This window comes from Romboutsia lituseburensis (assembly GCF_024723825.1).
In the GTDB taxonomy this organism is placed as follows: Bacteria; Bacillota; Clostridia; order Peptostreptococcales; family Peptostreptococcaceae; genus Romboutsia_F; species Romboutsia_F lituseburensis_A.
In genome coordinates this window covers 3,266,690-3,285,214 of record NZ_JANQBQ010000001.1, presented here as the reverse complement: position 1 = coordinate 3,285,214, position 18,525 = coordinate 3,266,690, and the positions used below count along the sequence as shown (strand labels likewise).

16 protein-coding genes are annotated in these 18,525 nt (G+C 26.4%); 4 read left to right on the top strand and 12 right to left on the bottom strand.

Translation table 11 applies throughout. The features are described 5' to 3' along the window. Positions 1 to 9: 9 nt before the first annotated feature. The 7 genes from NWE74_RS15860 to NWE74_RS15830 all read right to left on the bottom strand — a co-directional run bounded on the left by NWE74_RS15860 (position 10) and on the right by NWE74_RS15830 (position 7,873). Positions 10 to 711 carry a 4'-phosphopantetheinyl transferase family protein gene (locus tag NWE74_RS15860; RefSeq protein ID WP_258243939.1) on the bottom strand — a complete coding sequence of 234 codons (702 nt, stop codon included), beginning with the start codon at positions 709 to 711 and terminating at the stop codon, positions 10 to 12. Then, complete coding sequence (locus NWE74_RS15855; protein ID WP_258243938.1) at positions 701 to 1,462, bottom strand: thioesterase II family protein; 762 nt, start codon at positions 1,460 to 1,462, stop codon at positions 701 to 703. The genes NWE74_RS15860 and NWE74_RS15855 overlap by 11 nt, the downstream gene beginning before the upstream one ends. A 100-nt stretch (positions 1,463 to 1,562) precedes the next feature. After that, a complete protein-coding gene (gene aroF, locus NWE74_RS15850; RefSeq protein ID WP_258243937.1) occupies positions 1,563 to 2,549 on the bottom strand; it encodes a 3-deoxy-7-phosphoheptulonate synthase in 987 nt (328 codons plus the stop codon). Between the two features lie 45 nt (positions 2,550 to 2,594). Next, complete coding sequence (locus NWE74_RS15845; RefSeq protein WP_258243936.1) at positions 2,595 to 3,959, bottom strand: salicylate synthase; 1,365 nt, start codon at positions 3,957 to 3,959, stop codon at positions 2,595 to 2,597. A 321-nt stretch (positions 3,960 to 4,280) separates the two neighbouring features. Beyond that, complete coding sequence (locus NWE74_RS15840; RefSeq protein ID WP_258243935.1) at positions 4,281 to 5,357, bottom strand: sensor histidine kinase; 1,077 nt, start codon at positions 5,355 to 5,357, stop codon at positions 4,281 to 4,283. After that, entirely contained in the window at positions 5,344 to 6,039 is a 696-nt protein-coding gene (locus NWE74_RS15835) for a response regulator transcription factor (RefSeq protein WP_258243934.1), read from the bottom strand. The genes NWE74_RS15840 and NWE74_RS15835 overlap by 14 nt, the downstream gene beginning before the upstream one ends. A 139-nt stretch (positions 6,040 to 6,178) precedes the next feature. Further along, the gene (locus NWE74_RS15830) at positions 6,179 to 7,873 is read right to left on the bottom strand and encodes a M3 family oligoendopeptidase (RefSeq protein ID WP_258243933.1); all 1,695 of its coding nucleotides are present in this window, start codon (positions 7,871 to 7,873) and stop codon (positions 6,179 to 6,181) included. A 241-nt stretch (positions 7,874 to 8,114) separates the two neighbouring features. On the opposite strand from NWE74_RS15830, the gene yidA reads away from it, so the two are divergent. Beyond that, positions 8,115 to 8,927: a sugar-phosphatase gene (gene yidA, locus NWE74_RS15825; RefSeq protein ID WP_258243932.1), complete on the top strand. Its 813-nt coding sequence runs from the start codon at positions 8,115 to 8,117 to the stop codon at positions 8,925 to 8,927. 241 nt (positions 8,928 to 9,168) lie between these two features. Next, on the top strand, positions 9,169 to 10,995 hold the full coding sequence (asnB, locus tag NWE74_RS15820; protein ID WP_258243931.1) for an asparagine synthase (glutamine-hydrolyzing): 1,827 nt from the start codon (positions 9,169 to 9,171) through the stop codon (positions 10,993 to 10,995). An 87-nt stretch (positions 10,996 to 11,082) separates the two neighbouring features. Here asnB and NWE74_RS15815 read toward each other — a convergent pair whose 3' ends face one another. Next, positions 11,083 to 12,297, bottom strand: coding sequence for an ion channel (locus NWE74_RS15815; RefSeq protein ID WP_258243930.1), 1,215 nt, complete (start codon positions 12,295 to 12,297; stop codon positions 11,083 to 11,085). Positions 12,298 to 12,485: 188 nt separating this feature from the next. On the opposite strand from NWE74_RS15815, the gene NWE74_RS15810 reads away from it, so the two are divergent. After that, the gene (locus NWE74_RS15810; protein ID WP_258243929.1) at positions 12,486 to 12,914 is read left to right on the top strand and encodes a hypothetical protein; all 429 of its coding nucleotides are present in this window, start codon (positions 12,486 to 12,488) and stop codon (positions 12,912 to 12,914) included. A gap of 80 nt (positions 12,915 to 12,994) precedes the next feature. Continuing rightward, the gene (locus tag NWE74_RS15805) at positions 12,995 to 13,309 is read left to right on the top strand and encodes a DUF1540 domain-containing protein (RefSeq protein WP_258243928.1); all 315 of its coding nucleotides are present in this window, start codon (positions 12,995 to 12,997) and stop codon (positions 13,307 to 13,309) included. Positions 13,310 to 13,426: 117 nt separating this feature from the next. Here the strand turns inward: NWE74_RS15805 and buk are convergent, their stop codons facing one another. From buk to NWE74_RS15785, 4 genes are all read right to left on the bottom strand, one after another. Beyond that, positions 13,427 to 14,512, bottom strand: a complete 1,086-nt coding sequence (buk, locus tag NWE74_RS15800) for a butyrate kinase (RefSeq protein WP_258243927.1) — start codon at positions 14,510 to 14,512, stop codon at positions 13,427 to 13,429. Between the two features lie 126 nt (positions 14,513 to 14,638). Next, the gene (locus tag NWE74_RS15795) at positions 14,639 to 15,232 is read right to left on the bottom strand and encodes an indolepyruvate oxidoreductase subunit beta (RefSeq protein ID WP_258243926.1); all 594 of its coding nucleotides are present in this window, start codon (positions 15,230 to 15,232) and stop codon (positions 14,639 to 14,641) included. A gap of 1 nt (position 15,233) precedes the next feature. Next, a complete protein-coding gene (iorA, locus tag NWE74_RS15790; RefSeq protein ID WP_258243925.1) occupies positions 15,234 to 17,033 on the bottom strand; it encodes an indolepyruvate ferredoxin oxidoreductase subunit alpha in 1,800 nt (599 codons plus the stop codon). Positions 17,034 to 17,221: 188 nt separating this feature from the next. Next, positions 17,222 to 18,490, bottom strand: coding sequence for an aminotransferase class I/II-fold pyridoxal phosphate-dependent enzyme (locus NWE74_RS15785; RefSeq protein WP_258243924.1), 1,269 nt, complete (start codon positions 18,488 to 18,490; stop codon positions 17,222 to 17,224). Between the last annotated feature and the right edge of the window lie 35 nt (positions 18,491 to 18,525).

Below are 18,525 nucleotides of genomic sequence, written 5' to 3'. Positions count from 1 at the left end.
CCTATGAACTTATTTTAAACAAAATGCACCTACATAATTTTCTAATGGGTAGAAAATATAAGCTTTTTCTTTGCTTTTTTTGTACTCATCCACTAATGTAAATTCATTTTGTTCTTTATGTAAATATTGTTCTATGTAAAAAGAATTTAAAGGTCTGTTTAATCCTTCCCCTATTAATTTTAAATAAGCCTCTTTTATTACCCACACTTTATAAAATAAATTTAAATTTTTTTGTATAAAGCTACTTTCTTTTTTATGAAAACACATATTTACAATATCTTCATAATCCATGTTTTTGTCTATATATTCTAAATCAATACCAATTGTATATTTCGAAAGACCTATAGCCAAAAGATCTTTCGAATGTGTTATATTGTATTGAATTCGATATTCATTATCAATGTAGGGTTTTAAAAAAGGACCTTTATTAAAAGATAATTCTTTTACTGTGCATCCTATCCATTTGCTATAAATGTAATTTACTATCCCATGTGAAATCACATAACACTTTTTCTTTCTCTTGTAATAATATTTTTCTTTTTTAATTTCCTCGTCTATGGTTAAATATTTTTCTAATTTTTCTACTTCTTCAAATTCATTTATATCAACCATTAATATCAAACAATATTTTTCATTAATTAATTCTAAGTAATTTTTATAATCTATTTTTTTAAAATTTTTCAACTTAAAAATGATAACTTTATTTTGCATCTTCTACACCTTGTATAAATTTTTTAATGTTATTTACAACTTTATCTTTATTTGTATTTATAAACATATGACTTCCCTTGATAATTTTGTAATTGAATGATTTTGATGTATAATGCTTCCATTTTAAAAGTTCTTGTAAACGTATCTCTTTATCATCACTTCCCATAAATGCTATTATAGGACAATTTATAGGAATAATATCTTTCTTTAAATATTTTTCATCCATTTCAAAATCAGCTTTAATCATACGTATAAATAGATTCATAATATCCATGTTTGATATTAACTCTTCTGGAATTGATGAAAATCTCTTTAATTGCTGTAAAAACTTAACATTATCAAGGTGATAAATAGGATTTTCCTCCTTGTAGCAAGGTGCCTTTCCTGCTGATAAAACAATTCCACTCGGCATTTTTAAGTTATTTTTTTGTATTTTTAAAACAAGTTCATATACTACTTTAGTTCCAAAACTATGTCCAAAAAAATAGTATGGTATATCCTCATTTATTAAAGGAGTTATATAATCATAAAGAGTAGATATAAGCTTGTCTAAATTATTTAATGGTTCTTCGCTTATCTTACTTTCCCTACCTGGATACTGAGCACAAATTAGTTCAGTATTTTCAAACTTGTCCTGCCAATTTTTAAATGATGAAACTCCACCTCCTGCATACGGGAATAGAAATATTCTATTTTTTTTAAAATTTTTATTTTTTTCAAAAGTACTTACAAACCAATCATTATATTTCACACATTTCCTCCTAATATTAACTATTTTTAAAAGACTGATATCACTAAATATCTATAATAAATTAAATTTTATTTAGAATACCATATATTTAAACTTAGTATTAAATAATAGAATGTATTTTAATAGACTTTTCAATAATTTCTTTTAACTCACTTGGATAAATCGATTGTGGTCCATCACATAATGCTAAATCTGGGTTATTATGAGATTCAATCATTATTCCATCTACTCCTGATGCAATTGATGCTAAAGTCATAGGTTTTATTAAAGACCTTTTTCCTGTTGCGTGACTAGGGTCTGCAATTATTGGAAGATGTGATAGTTCCTTTAATAAAGGTATACATGCTACGTCCATAGTATTTCTTGTATACTTTTCAAATGTTCTTATTCCTCTTTCACATAACATAACATTTTCATTTCCATTTGCCATAATGTATTCAGCACAAAGAAGTAATTCCTTTATAGTAGATGCAAGTCCCCTTTTAAGCATTACTGGCTTTTTTACTTTTCCTATTTCTTTTAACAGATGATAATTTTGCATATTTCTTGATCCTATTTGAATAATATCTACATCCTCCAAAAATATATCTATGTACTTTATATCCATAAGTTCACTTATTATAGGTAATCCAGTTACCTGTTTTGCTTTATATAATAAATCAAGGCCTTCTTTTTCAAGCCCTTGAAAATCATATGGTGATGTTCTAGGTTTATATGCTCCTCCTCTTAAAATATTTGCTCCATATTTTTTAACTTCTTTAGCTATACTTATTATTTGATCTTCTGATTCTATACAACATGGACCTGATATAAATATAGGCTTATTCCCTCCAATAACTAAATCACCTATATTTATAGTAGATTTTTCTTTGTAATTTTTACTTGTTAAGTATCCATTTTCTATTGAAATAAATTCTATGTTCAACTCTTTTTTAAAATAATCTATTTCTTTAGGTTCTAGATCATTATTTATAATATTTATTATATATATACTAGGGCATGCCGTTGATTTAAATAAAATCTTTTCTTTTTTTAAATATGTTTGTATTAAATCAAAATCTTTTTTATTTTTTGTGCTAATATACATAAAATCATCTCCACTTTTTAAAATTCATGTACTTTAAACTGTTATTTATAATTCTAACAATTGCTGTGAAACACTACTTAATTTTTCTCTTGTTTCCTCTAACTCTCTTTCTGGATGTGATAATTTTACTATTCCTGCTCCTGCTCTCAACCAAGTTGATTCTTGATTTTGATATACAGATCTTAAAACTAACGATGCATCAAGTGAGCCATCTTTGTCATATATCATCACACTACCACTATATAAATCTCTTGATTCTTTTTCTAATTTGCTAATAGCTTCAATACACTCTTTTTTAGGTATCCCTGATGCAGTTACAGCTGGAAATAACATATTAAATGCATGCCATTCGTTAAGATTTTCTTTTATTTTTCCTCTTAACCTCGATGCAAGATGCTGTACAGTTCCCCTTTCTAAAACATCCATAAACCTCGTTACACAAACACTTTCATCCTCGCAAACATTTTCTAATTCTTCATAAGCTAACTTTACAGATACTGCATGTTCTGATATTTCTTTTGGGTCTGTTAATAACTCTTTTCTTAAACTATCTTTTTTATCCTCATCATCATTCATAGCTCTTGTTCCTGCTAGTGGAAATGTATGTACAATTTTATTTTTATCTATTTCTGCTACAGTCTCTGGACTATATCCTATTACCTCTAGTCCATTTAACTTTACATAATATGATCTAGCCGGATTATTTTTACTTCTTCCTAATATATAACTCTTTGACATGTTTACTTTTTTATCGAGAGTTATTTTTCTAGATAATATTACTTTTTCATATTTTTTATTTTGTATATCTTCTACAGCTTTTGAAACTATATATTTATATTCTTGTGAATTTTGCTCTTTAAGGCTTGTGTCTGAAATGTATTTACTATCGTTGTTTTTGTTATTTAAGTTTTTATTAAAGTTTTCAATTGTTTCGATAATATTATCTAAATCTTTTTTGTAAAATGTTCTTATTAAAATTTCTTTTTCAGTAATCCTTATATCTACTTTAGGAATAAATAGTTCTATAAGTTTAGAATTTTCTTTTGATGATTCAATATTATAATTATGATATGCCAAAGAAAAATTTGCTATTCCATAAGCTCTCCACTCATCAATATCTATACTCTCAAATATAAACTTAATATCTTGGTTTATATCATCTGTTTCTATACTTACTTCTTCATTTTCATCTCTTATATTTATGAGTTTTGGATTTACTATTACTTCAAGCTTTTTTCCAATTCCTATTGATATTTCTTTTTCCTTCTCATAGATTACATGTTCATCATACAATGAATTATCGCATATGCTTGTACCTAATTCATATAGATTAATATTCCCCATATCTTTTTTTAATTTTTTCTCTATATAATCTTCTTCTAATAAAATTTTTTTCATTGCAGTAATCATAATAGAAATCCCCCCTTTATTTTATCAACTCTAACAGATACCGATTATCAATTTCATTTTAGCACATATTTTTTTATAAATCAATTTAAATCTATAAGAAAACTCACTTTATTCATAAATAAACTTACTTATGATTTTTTATAACCTAAGTTTTTATTGGCATTCAAATATTGTGGCATATTATAAATGGCATAGTATATAAAAAATCTAATACAAAATAGTCCTGTTATATTTTAGATAAAAATTATCACAGTTTTGAGATATTAAAAAAAATAGTGTAGATAAAATTATTTAACATAATAATATCTACACTATTCATATTTATTTTATAATATAATTTTTTAAATATATATTAAATTTAGTACCAATATCCCTTTGAGATTCTACTTTTATATAACCACCTTGTTTATTTATAATCTCCCTTACTAGATATAGACCTATACCTACCCCCTCTATAGCATTAACTTCTGGACTTCTATAAAATCTTTTAAATATATGATTTATTTCATTTTCATTTATTCCTTTTCCATTATCACTTATAGTAATCCTAGTAAAAAAATCCATTTTAGTCATACTTATATTTATATGGCCACCTTTATCTGTATACTTAACTGCATTTTCAATAATATTAAAAAATGCTTCTGTAGTCCATTTCTTATCATGATATATCTCTAATTTTTCGTCTATATCTAGTTCTATAGAAATATTTTTTTCTTCAGCTTTTAAATGTATGCTGCTTAATGCATTTAAAATTGTATCTGCAATTCTTGACTTAATCATATTTAAATTAATAATTCCATTTTCTAATCTAGACATTTTTATCAAAGATTTAACTAACCATTCTAGTTTATTAACTTGTAATTGCATATTTTTTAAAAATAAAATTTGATTTTCTTTATCAATTTCTCTACATATTAGTGTTTCGTTGTACATTGATATATTAGCTATGGGAGTTTTAATTTGATGTGATATATCTGAGATTAAAGTTTTTATACTTTCTTTTTCTTGTAAGTATTTTTCATTTTTATCTTCCATAACCTCTATCATATACTTTAATTTGTTTTGAACTTTTGATAGTAAATTATCTTTATTTAAATCAAATTTCATATTTTTATTTCCTGATACAAATTCATCTATATTATAAATAATATTTTCACTAAAATTAACAATATCTTTCCTAACTTTATATACAAAATATAATGATATAAAAAAAATAAAACTAATAAAACTTAAACTTAAAAATTTAATCTTTATTATATCATTAGTAGTACCTGGGTATTTATTTACTATATTATTTGTTTGATGATTTATAAGTAGAAAACATGAAATTGATAATATAAAATATATAATAGAAAAAGTAATATAATAATTGTATTTTATTTCTTTAACAGCTTTCATTTTTATCACCAATCCACATATATCCCATTCCATATACAGTTTTTATATATTTATGTTGAGAAGATTTTTCATCAACTTTACCTCTTAGTCTATTTATATTTACTGTTAATGCATGTTCTTCTATATATTCACTTTCATTATCCCATATCTCATCTATTAAAGCTTGTCTTGTTACTATTTCATCTTTACATTGTATTAGCTTTTTAAGTATTTTATATTCTATAGGTGATAATACTAAATGTTTATCATTTTTGGATATTACCATTTTATCGAAGTCTATTCTAAATTCCCCTTCAGTTAATATATTATCATCATTTTCTAAACTACATCTTCTAAGTAATGCTTTAACCCTCTGTATTAATATATTTATACTAAATGGTTTTGTTATATAATCATCTGCACCTATTTTAAATCCATTAACTACATCATCTTCCATGTCACATGCAGTTAAAAATAATATAGCCACTTTCGACTCTGATCTTATATATTTACAAAATTCAAATCCATTTCCATCTGGAAGATTTACATCTAGTATTATTAAATTTATTTTTTGCTCTTTTAAAATTTTTTTAGCTTCCTTTAAACTATATGCTGGTATTACATTAATCCCCTCTAATTGTAAGTTAAAGCATATACCGTTATTAAGAATTGTATCATCTTCAACTATCATTACATTTTCCATTGTGTCCCCCCTATAATACTAATCTTTATTATAAAAATAATATCATCAAAAAAGATTGTACTCAAATTAAATTAACATAATTTTTGTACAATCCTTAATATTTTAAATAACAAACAAAATCTTTGAATCAGTTTTTTATTTAAAGAGATTTATCATCAACCTCTTCTAACCAAGATTTTATTATATCTATTACACTTTCCACACATCCATCTTTAAATGGCGATTTTAAGTTTCCTATTTCAACTATTTCTAAGAAAGATTTAGTTCCCCCAACCTTACATATATTTAAATAGTCATCCCATCCCTCAACTTTATTTTCTTGCATCTTCTTCCAAAATTGTAAAGAACATATTTGAGCTAAAGTATAATCTATATAATAAAAAGGATTTTTAAATATATGGCCTTGTTTAAACCACCATCCTCCTCTTTCTAGGAAATCACAATCTTCATAGTCCTTATGAGGTAAATATTTATTTTCAAGTTCTCTCCAAATATTTTTTCTATCTTCTTTACTCATATTAGGATTTTCGTATATACGATGTTGGAATTCATCTACTACTATCCCATAAGGAATAAATTTAATAGCTGAAGATAAATGTGTAAATTTATATTTTTGTGTATCTTCTTTAAAGAATAGTTCCATCCAAGGCCATGTTATAAACTCCATACTCATAGAGTGTATTTCACAACTTTCATATGTAGGGAAATTTATATCTGGCATATTTATCCATGTAGACATATATAATTGGAAAGCATGCCCTGCTTCATGAGTTAATACATCTATATCATCTGATGTTTGGTTAAAATTAGAGAATATAAAAGGTGATTTATAATTTGGTATATATGTGCAATATCCACCTGCTGCTTTTCCTTTTTTAGTAACTAAATCCATAAGCTCATTTTCTAACATGAAATCAAAAAATTCTTTAGTTTCTCTAGATAACTCAGAGTACATTTTTTTTCCATTTTCCATTATATATTCTGGGTTACCTTTTGGTGTTGCATTTCCACTTAAAAACTCAAAATTTTCATCTACGTAAGTTAGTTTCTCTAGTCCTAATCTTTCAGCTTGTCTCTTATATAAATCACTTGCAACTGGTACTATATATTTTAATACTTGTTCTCTAAAATTTTGAACCATCTTAGCATTATAATCAGTTCTCATCATTCTTATATAACCTAGTTCTACAAAATTATTAAAACCTAATTTTATTGCTATAGTATGTCTTATATTTATTAACTTTTCAAATATAGCATCAAATTTTTCTTCATTGTCTTTAAAGAATCCATAATAAGCTTTAGAAGCTCTTGTTCTCATTTCTCTATCTTTTGATAACATAAACTTTCCAAGCCCTGATAGATTTCTTTCTTTCCCTTCAAAGTTTATTTTTGCAGAAGCTAACAACTTAGTGTATTCTGAGCAAAGCTTGTTTTCATCTTGCAATTCTTTTATTATATCTTTTGAAAAAGATTTTATAGAAAACTCAGCTATTTTAACAAATTGTGTTCCAAAGTCATTTTCTATTTCTTTTTTAAACTTTGAATTTATAATTGCTTTATAAAAATATGAATTTATATCTTCATATAAAGGAGAATATTCATCCCAATATTCAGTTTCTTTTTCATAAAATACATCTTGTGTATTAATACTAGTTCTTATTGAACATATAGTTGACATTGTTTCTATATCATTTCTAATTTTATTAAGCTCATCTATATATTCTCTTTGCTCCTTATATGTAGATGCATTATTTATTTTTTCTATTAAGTTATTTATCTGTATTTTATTTTCTTCATAGTTTGGTCTTTCATATTTAAATTCTGAAAATTTCATGAACATATCTCCTTATCTTAATTTATTATTACATCAAATAAATATAATTAGATTTTAAATTATTAGATTTAAATCAATATGAATATTATACCATATATTACATATTGTTAACTTTTTATTAATAATTAAAATAATATAGTATATTTTTATCTTATGTAATCAATTTTTATTTTAGTTTATTAATTTTATAGATATTGATATAATTATATCTGACTTATATTTTAATTATTTGGAGGGTAATATGTATAAATTAATCGCTTTAGATATCGATGGAACTTTATTAAACACTGATAAAAAAATAACATCTAATGTATTTAACTCTATTCAAGAGGCTAAAAAAAATGGTGCAAAAGTTGTACTATCAACAGGTAGACCTTTACCTGGTGTAACACCTCTTTTAAAGGAATTAAATCTTACTGATGATGGGGATTATGTTATATGCTTTAATGGAGCTGTAGTTCAAGAAGTAAAAAGTGAAAAAGTTATTTCTAATATAGAAATGAGTTATGATGATTTTAAAACAATATTTAAAGTTGTTAAAAATCTTAATACCAAAGTTCATATAAATACACCAACAAATGTAATAACTCCATTTGAAGAACCAAGTAAATACACTGTATTAGAATCTGAGTTAAATCAGATACCAATCGTTTATATGCCTGAAAATGAAATAAATGATGATATAACATTCTGTAAAATAATGATTATCGATGAACCTGAAAGATTAGAAGAAATTTTAAATGTTCTTCCTAAAGAACTTTTCGAAAAATATACTGTTGTTAGATCAGCACCTTTCTTCTTAGAATTTTTAAATAAAAAAGCTAATAAAGGTACTGCTTTAAAAGCTTTATGTGAAAGTATCGATTTACCAATAGAACAAACTATAGCTGTTGGTGATGAAGAAAATGATCAACATATGATAAAATTAGCAGGTCTTGGGGTTGCTATGGGTAATGCTCGTGATAGCATAAAAGATATCGCAAACTTCATAACTAAAACTAATAATGAACATGGTGTTGCTCATGTTATTGATAAATTCATATTAAATAAATAGTATTATCTAGCATATAATATAATCTTGGTTTGTATATATGCATAAAAAAGCATCTTTATATAATTTTTAATTATATAAAGATGCTTTTTTTATACAAAAACTTACTTATTTTACAAAAATTTTACAACTTTAATAAAATTTTAAAACAAGTTGCTATTATACTATCCTTATAAATAAAATTTAAATAACAAATATAATTTTAGTACAGTTTAGAGTGTATTAAAAAAGGAGTAAAATAACAATGTGCGGATTTATAGGATTTTTAGATAATACTTCAAATAAAAAAGAAATAGTTAATGATATGCTTGATGCTATAATTCATAGAGGACCTGACCAAGTCGGTGAATTTATAAATGATGATATAGCTCTAGGATTTAGAAGATTAAGTATAATAGGTATAAACAATGGGATCCAGCCATTGTTTAATGAGGATAATAGTTTAGCTCTTGTATTTAACGGCGAAATATATAACTATAAAGAATTAAGAGAAGAACTAATAAACAAAGGCCATATTTTTAAAACAGATACAGATAGCGAGGTATTAGTTCATTGCTATGAAGAATTCAAAGAAGATATGGTTCATAAGTTAAGAGGAATGTTTGCTTTTGTAATATATGATATATCAAATAAAAATATTTTTGCAGCAAGAGACCATTTTGGAATTAAACCATTTTACTACTACTTAAGTGATGATAATGGTTTAATATTCGGTTCAGAGATAAAAAGTTTTTTAAAACATCCTAATTTCAAAAAAGAGCTTAATGAAAATGCCTTAAAGCCTTATTTAACTTTTCAATATTCTGTATTAGAAGAAACTTTCTTTAAGGGCGTATTTAAATTACAACCAGGTCATTTTATTGCATTTAAAAATGGAACTTTATCTACTACTAAATACTGGGATATAAACTTTAATCAACAAGATATATCATTAGATCAAAGTATTAACTCTATAGAAAATATTATGAACGAATCTATTAAACTTCATAAAGAGAGTGAAGTTCCTGTCGGTTCATTTTTATCAGGAGGTGTAGATTCTAGCTATATAACAGCTAATTTATTACCTCAAAAATCATTTTCAGTAGGATTTAATCAAGATAACTTTAATGAATCAAGTCTTGCAAAAGAGTTATCAGACACTTTAAATATAGAAAATATACAAAAGTTAATAACTTCAGATGAATGCTTTGAAAACCTATCAGATATACAATATTATATGGATGAACCTCAATCTAATCCATCATCTCTGCCTCTATATTTTTTATCTGAGCTAGCAAGAGAACATGTCACTGTCGTATTATCTGGTGAAGGAGCTGATGAAATATTTGGTGGTTATGAATGGTATACTGATGATAATATCCTAAAAAAATATAAAAAATTACCTTTCATAGTTAGGAAATCAATCGCTAATATATCAAAAAAACTTCCACAATTCAAAGGAAGAACTACTCTTATAAGAGGTGGTAGTACTGTTGAGGATTATTTTATAGGACAAGCTCTAATATTTGACGAAAATGAAGCTTCTAATATCCTTAATCCAAAATATAAAAATTCTAAATCAGTAAAAGATATAACAGGTCCTATATATGCTAAAGTTAAAAATCAAGATGATATAACTAAAAAACAATATCTGGATTTAAAATTATGGCTTCAAGGAGATATATTATTAAAGGCAGATAAAATGAGTATGGCTCACTCATTAGAGTTAAGAGTACCATTTTTAGATAAAGAGGTTCTGAAAATCGGAGAATCTATTCCTACCATATATAAGGTAAATAATGAAACTACAAAACTAGCATTAAGAGAAGCAGCTATAAAAGCTCTTCCAGAAGAATGGGCTAAGCGTAAGAAAAAAGGATTCCCAGTCCCAATAAGATTATGGTTAAAGGAAGAAAAATATTATAATATCGTTAAGGAATCATTTCTTAGTAAATATGCATCTGAATTTTTTGATGCACATGCTCTAATAAAATTGCTAGATAACCACTATAATAATAAAGAAAATAATGCAAGAAAGATATATACTATTTATGTATTTTTAGTATGGTATAAAAGATTCTTTGTAGATTAAAGCTAGATTATTTTGTTTTCAGTAATAGATGATAACTAAAAATAATTATCATCTATTATTTTTAACGAAATAAAATTCAAATTCATTTTATCTCGTAATTTTTCTAGCTAATGTAGCTGTCCATACACCTACCATAGTAACACCTAAAAGCATTTCTATACCTGATAATAATACACTTAAATCAATAGGGGTTATATCACCATACCCTACAGTTGTAAATGTTACTATACTGAAATATAATGACTGCATGAAATCAGTATTTAAATTTTCTAAAGGCAAACCATTAAAAATCAGCTCTTTATAATTTATAATATATTCTCCAACACTTAATCCTGTTATCATATATATTACTGCAAAAAACAACACTATTTCTAAAGATGTTATAAGAGCAAAAGTAGGTCTTTCTCCATATCCGCAAAGTAACCAAAATATAGATGACTTTACTTTACTCAATCCACTTAAAGACTTATGTTCCATACACTTAGATATATAATAATACTCTCCTGCTATATTTAATAATCCATTTGACTCAAATTTAGATGCAATATTTTTATAAACTTTAAATGCATAATTATAATTTTTTTTATATTTTTTATCTATTATTATTTTATCAATAAAAGTATACTCATCAAACTTTGATAAATAGTTATCTTCAAATTCAAGTTCTTTTATATCAGGGTTTATTATCTTACATGATCTCATATCACAATCATTAATAATTATTTTATTGAAATATACGTTGTTAAATATACATTCTTTTAAAGATGTTCGTTCGAATTTAACATTTTTTAAATTTATTGATTCAAATATGCCTTTTTCTACATTGCATTTTTTAAACTCACAGTTAACTAATATACTTTTTCTATCAAATATAGATATACATTCTTTAGTGTTATAAAAATTACAATCAATAAATTTTACATCAGTGAATTTACATGTTGAAAATGTATTACCATAAAATACACAGTTATAAAATTCTATATTTTTAAATTTACAATTGTTAAACATATTGTATTTAAATTCGATGTTTCTTAACTTTAAAATTTTAATATTATATTCGTCTTTAAATTCTCCAATACTTTTACTATTTATTTTTTTTACTGGTATCTTACTTCCATCTTCAATATGGTACATATCATTATAATCTAATGTACTGCTTCCATTTATATTTTCAGTTTTTATAAGAAATTTATTTTTGTATATCTCAATATACTTAAAATATTTTTTTTCATTTTCTAGCCTTCTAATTTTTAATTCTTCTTCAACATCATTCTTTATTTTAGAAAAATTATAAGTTTGCATAATCTCATCCTAACTTTTTTCATCTTATCTATAAATAAATACTTTATTTTTTGTTAAAATCCTTTATTTATAGAATACTTGTCTACTTTTTTTAATATCTATTATAAAAGAATTATTTTATCTTTGATTTTTAGTTTTACACAAAAGTCAATCCAATTAAATTTTGATATAATTTTGGGAGGTTACTTATGAATAATAATATTGAAGAACTTATAGAAAATTTACCTAAAGAATGTTGCTCTTTTTGTACTCATCTTTCATTAGATGGGCCTACAGATGATTTTGAATATAATATAAAATGTGTTATGTTAGATGCATTACCTACAACAAATCAACGCTGTAGCTTTTTTGAGCCAGAGCATTGTGATCTAACAGTAGATGATTTAAATAAATTATACCTAGAGTTTTTAGAAGCTTGTGTCAGGGTACGATTTGAAACTTATTTAAAATCTACTCACTGGAAAATTCTTAAGGAACAAGCATTAAAAAGCAATAATCACAGTTGTTCTATTTGTGGCTCTAAAGAAAACCTAGATGTTATTCATGGTAATAAAAATCTAGGGAGAGAAACTCTTGATGATGTTATTGTAGCTTGTGAAAAATGTATTTCTAAATAATATCATTTATAATTTACTACATAAAATTATTCTATTTTCACATACTAACTTAGAAAACATCATTAGGAGGTAAAATTAATATGTCAAATGGTAATTTAAGTTGTTCTGCAACTAATTGTGTTCATAATAATGCTAGTATGTGTTATGCTGGTGGAATAAGTGTTACTGGAGCTAGTGCTACATCTACATCTGCTACTAATTGTGCATCATTCCAAGATAGAGCTTCTTCTGGAATGACAAACTGCGGTAGCGAAGGATGTACTTGTACTAAAACAAGTGGTATATCTTGTCAAGCTTATAAATGTAATTATAATGAAAATGAATGTTGTAAAGCTCCTAGCGTTAAAATAAATGCACAAAACGCTACTTGTGAAACATTTATATGTAATAAATAATTTAGTTTATAAGTTTTAAATATTATTTAATAATAAAAATAATGAGTTGTATTTAAATTCATATACAACTCATTATTTTTATTTTATTTAAAACATTTATATAATTTTTGATAATATTTAGGCATTAGCTAGCACTTCTTCACTATATTCTCTTGCATTTTCTTCTCCTGTTAATACCCTTAAAGCTCCAAATGATAATGATTCTAGTTCATTTTCTCCTGGCATTATTTCAACATGAGATATAAATTCTACTCTTTTCTTAATATTATTAGTCATAACTTTAGAATGTGCTATTCCTCCTGTTATAACAATTGCATCTACTTTTCCTTCAACAACTGTTGCTAGTTCTCCTATTGATTTTGAAACTTGATAAGCCATAGCTTCATGTACTAATTTAGCATCTTCATTTCCATCATTCATCATAGATTCTACTTCTCTTAAATCAACTGTATTTAAATAAGAAACTATACCACCTTTACCTCTTATCATTTTTAACATTTCTTTATGAGTATATTTTCCTGAAAAACAATTATCTATTAATTTTTTACAAGGAACTCTTCCTGCTCTTTCTGGTGAGAATGAGCCTTCATCATCTGAAACTATATCTATCATTCTTCCTTTTTCATGAACACTTACAGTTATTCCTCCACCTAGATGTGCTACTATTAAATTTAAATCGCTATATTTTTTATTATTATTTTTAGCAAATTTTATTGCCATTGCTCTAGAGTTAAGAGCATGACTTAAACTTGTTCTATCCATACCTTTAATTCCTGATAATCTAGCAACATCAATTAGTTCATCAACTGCTACTGAGTCATATATGTATGCATTTATTCCTAAAGGTTTTGCTATTTCATAAGATATTATAGCTCCTAAATTTGATGCATGTTCTACAACAGGTCTATTTTTTAATCTATCTATCATTTCATTATTTACTAAGTAAGCTCCTGATTTTACAGGAGGAAGTAACCCCCCTCTACCTACAACTGCGCTTAAAGAGTTAATTTCTATATTATTTTCATTAAGTACTTTTAAAACTTCTTCTTTTCTCATATCAAATTGATCTTGGATTCTATTATACTTTTCTAAATCTGACGCTAAGTGATCAATTCCTTTTACTAATATTTGTTCTTCATTATCATACACTGCTATCTTAGTAGATGTAGACCCTGGATTTATAGCTAATATTCTGTAGTTCATAAATTTCCCCTTTGACTAATAAATATTTGCCTATAGATGCATATTCCCTTTTGTCTTTTGTTATTAAAACTATATTTAAATTAAGCTATTACAAGTAATCTAACTCATAATAGCTTAATTATAATATTAATTTGTTGCTACTGCTTCCTTAGTAACTAATTTCATTCCTTCATTAAATGCTTTTATATTTATATCAATAAATTTTTCTTTTACATTATCTTTTATTATATTTTCCCAATTTATATGGTCTAACTCCATAGATTTAACTAATGCACCTAATAATATTATATTCATTACCTTTGCATTTCCTAATTCTACTGCCTTATCCGCTGCATTTAGCTTTCTAGCATCTAATCTTTCAAGCTCTGCTTCTATTTCATTTTCTTTATATTCCGCTTTACCTGTAAGCACTGGCATAGAATCCATTCTATAGTTATTATAAACTATCTTACCTTCTGGCTTTAAGTATTCTAACCATCTTAAAGCTTCCATTTTTTCAAATGAAACTAATATATCTGCTCCACCTATTTCTATAACTGGAGAACATACATTATCCCCATATCTAACTTGTGAAGATACTGATCCACCTCTTTGGCTCATTCCGTGTATCTCACTCATTTTTACATCATATCCAGCTTCCATAAGTCCAGTAGTTAATAGTTTACTTGCAAGTATAGTTCCTTGACCTCCTACACCTACCAAAAGAACACTCTTAGTCATATTAGTTTACCTCCTTAGCTAATCTATTATTAGATATTGCATCTTTAGGACATGTTTGTGAACATACATTACATCCTACACATTGGTTTTTATCTATATTTACCTTCTTAATATCTTTATCAAATGATATTGCTGGACATCCAGTTTTCATACATGCCTTACATCCTATACAAGAATCATGATCTACTTCACACTTAGAAGTAAATGGACTATTAAATTCTTCTATATCTTGCTTAGAGAATTTTTTAAGAACACATGGCCATCTAGTTATTATTACAGAAGGTTCTTCTAGTTCAAATGCCCAATCTAATGTTTCTTTTACTTCTTTTAAGTTATTAGGATCTATACATCTTATTTGTTTAACTCCACAAGCTTTAACTAATGCTTCTATATCTACTTCATTAGTCACTTCACCTTGTAGTGTATATCCTGTTCCTGGATTTTGTTGATGCCCTGTCATACCTGTTATTCTATTATCTAATATTACAGATATTGAATTTCCTTTATTGTATACAACATCTAATAATGAGTTAACTCCTGTATGGAAGAATGTAGAATCTCCTAATACCCCTACAACTCTCATTTTGTTGTCATCTTTCATATTAAATACTTTTTGAGCTCCATGTCCTGTACTTAAACTTGCTCCCATACATACAACTGTATCCATTGCATTATATGGAGGTGCAAATCCAAGAGTATAGCATCCTATATCTCCTGTAACCATAACATTTTTTCTCTTTCCTAATTCATAGAAGAATCCTCTATGTGGACAGCCTGCACATAACCCTGGAGGTCTTGGAACAACTAATTCTTTATTGTATTGAACTGTATCATTTGTTTTTCCAAAGATTGATTTTCTTATTGTATCTGGAGTCATTTCTCCTGTTATAGGTAATATATCTTTACCTGAGCAATCTATTCCAGCCATTTTCATTTGATCTTCTATAAATGGATCATTTTCTTCTATAACATATATTTTATCTACTTTTGATGCGAATTCTTTTATTTTGTCCATTGGTAGAGGATTTGTAAATCCTAATTTCATGTATGATGCGTTGTCACCGAATACTTCTTTTGCATACATGTGACACATTCCTGATGATATTATACCTATTTTAGTATCGTTTATTTCATAATAGTTAAGAGGTGTATTGTTTGAGTATTCTTCTAATTTATTCAATCTATCTTCTACTGAGTATCTTAATACTCTAGCATGTGCTGGAACAGTAAGATTTTTTTGTGGATTTTTAGCATAATCTTTTATTCCAACTTCTACTCTATCTGTACATTCAACTATTCCTTTTGAATGACAAAGTCTTGTTGTAACTCTATATAAAACTGGAGTATCATATTTTTCACTTACTTCAAAAGCTTCTTTTAACATATCTTTAGCTTCTTGGCTAGTTGCTGGCTCAAATAAAGCTATTTTAGCAAATTTAGCATAATTTCTATTATCTTGTTCATTTTGAGATGAATGCATTCCTGGTTCATCAGCAGATACTAATACCATACCTCCATTTACTCCTGTATAAGCAAATGTGAATAATGGGTCTGCTGCTACGTTTATACCAACATGCTTCATAGAAGCTATTGTTCTTGCTCCTGCTATAGATCCCCCTATAACTGCTTCTAATGCAACCTTTTCATTTGGAGCCCATTCAGCTACTATATCATTTTTATATGTAGCTATGTTCTCTAAAATTTCTGTACTTGGAGTTCCTGGATATGCAGATGCATATTTAACACCAGACTCATAAGCTCCACGAGCTATTGCCTCGTTACCTGTCATTAACTTTTTCATAGTTTTATTCCCCCATAATAATTTTTCAGTTTCATCTATTCCCTTTTACTAAAAATTCACTTTGATTATGTCACTAACTATGCAGCCCTCATTCTCACTTGAGTCGCATCTATTACTCAAAATGCATTAACTATGTGGTCATTTTATTTCTAAAAATAGGTCTATTTTAAAGTAGACCTATTTTTTATTTACTTAACTTCTGCTAAATCTTTGCTTTTTATATACTCAAGAGCATTTTTTATCATGCTAGGAGCAATTTTACATTTATCCTCATTTACTGCACATACAGCAAATCTAAGTCCTGCTTTTAGTGGAACCATGAATAAATTATCTTTAGTTAATTCTTCACATACAGCTCTTGAATTTTCACATGGTATACTAACGAAGAATCCATCTCTATAAGGAAGTATATCTAATCCTACTCTTTCAGCTTCTTTAACAAATACATCAGCTCTTCTTCTTAGCATTTGTTTATGTTTATTTTTTTCTTCAGTATATACTTTAAATTTAGCTTCATCATTAACTATATTAGAAAGCAACTTCATTGCTCCTCTATTACAGTTTGACCAGTTTGCTCTACATGAATGTACACAAGCATAGTAGAACTCTTCAGCAACATTTTCACTTGAAGTTATACATATTGCAGATCCCATTCTCATTCCATAGGCAGTAAATCCTTTTGACATACTAAATCCTACTATTGTAAGTACATTTTCAGGAAGATTTGAGAATTTTTTAAAGAATTTTCTACTAGCATTATCATCACTTGCAAAATCTATATAAGCTATATCTACAAAGAAGATTATTTTTTTCTCTGGATTTTTAGATACTTCTTTAGCTAAATCTATTATCTTGTCCCACTCTTCATCTGAAATACTATATCCAGTTGGATTATGTGCTGGTGTATTTAAAATTGTAAATATTCTTTCTTGTTTATTAGCTATATTTAAAAAACTTTCTTTAAATGAATCAAAATTAAAGTTATTTTTTTCATCAAATAATTTATATGTAGTTACTTTTCTTCCGATTTCCTCTGTTATACTTACGTAAGGACTCCAGAACCAATCTGATGTTAACACTTCATCTCCTTCTTCTGTATAGTTCCAAGCAGCTAATTTTATAGCACCACTTCCACCTGGAGATGCTACTGCCTTTATATATCCTTCTGGAAGATAATCTTTAAAGCATACTTTTTTAACTGCTTCAAGATAATCAGGTTGACCTTCAAGAGCTGCATATGCTGATATATCTTTATTATCTAATGATTTATATTCATCATAAACAGTGTCCATAGTTATTAACTTACCTTCATCATCCATAAGAGCACCTATAGTAGCATTTATTACATTATTTGTTCCTAATTCTTTCTCTGCTTGTTGTGCTCTTGCTGATAAATTAAATATTATATCTTTTTCTCTTGGCCATATTGAATGTTTAGCCGCCATACTTTGACTCATATCATCACCCCTAGTATAATGTTTTATCTTTTTGC

Excerpts from the sequence above, each read along its gene's own strand:
- NWE74_RS15860 (WP_258243939.1), bottom strand. The coding sequence starts at position 711 with ATGCAAAATAAAGTTATCATTTTTAAGTTGAAAAATTTTAAAAAAATA.
- aroF (WP_258243937.1), bottom strand. The coding sequence starts at position 2,549 with ATGTATATTAGCACAAAAAATAAAAAAGATTTTGATTTAATACAAACA.
- NWE74_RS15845 (WP_258243936.1), bottom strand. The coding sequence starts at position 3,959 with ATGATTACTGCAATGAAAAAAATTTTATTAGAAGAAGATTATATAGAG.
- NWE74_RS15840 (WP_258243935.1), bottom strand. The coding sequence starts at position 5,357 with ATGAAAGCTGTTAAAGAAATAAAATACAATTATTATATTACTTTTTCT.
- NWE74_RS15835 (WP_258243934.1), bottom strand. The coding sequence starts at position 6,039 with ATGGAAAATGTAATGATAGTTGAAGATGATACAATTCTTAATAACGGT.
- NWE74_RS15830 (WP_258243933.1), bottom strand. The coding sequence starts at position 7,873 with ATGAAATTTTCAGAATTTAAATATGAAAGACCAAACTATGAAGAAAAT.
- yidA (WP_258243932.1), top strand. The coding sequence starts at position 8,115 with ATGTATAAATTAATCGCTTTAGATATCGATGGAACTTTATTAAACACT.
- asnB (WP_258243931.1), top strand. The coding sequence starts at position 9,169 with ATGTGCGGATTTATAGGATTTTTAGATAATACTTCAAATAAAAAAGAA.
- NWE74_RS15815 (WP_258243930.1), bottom strand. The coding sequence starts at position 12,297 with ATGCAAACTTATAATTTTTCTAAAATAAAGAATGATGTTGAAGAAGAA.
- NWE74_RS15810 (WP_258243929.1), top strand. The coding sequence starts at position 12,486 with ATGAATAATAATATTGAAGAACTTATAGAAAATTTACCTAAAGAATGT.
- NWE74_RS15805 (WP_258243928.1), top strand. The coding sequence starts at position 12,995 with ATGTCAAATGGTAATTTAAGTTGTTCTGCAACTAATTGTGTTCATAAT.
- buk (WP_258243927.1), bottom strand. The coding sequence starts at position 14,512 with ATGAACTACAGAATATTAGCTATAAATCCAGGGTCTACATCTACTAAG.
- NWE74_RS15795 (WP_258243926.1), bottom strand. The coding sequence starts at position 15,232 with ATGACTAAGAGTGTTCTTTTGGTAGGTGTAGGAGGTCAAGGAACTATA.
- iorA (WP_258243925.1), bottom strand. The coding sequence starts at position 17,033 with ATGAAAAAGTTAATGACAGGTAACGAGGCAATAGCTCGTGGAGCTTAT.
- NWE74_RS15785 (WP_258243924.1), bottom strand. The coding sequence starts at position 18,490 with ATGAGTCAAAGTATGGCGGCTAAACATTCAATATGGCCAAGAGAAAAA.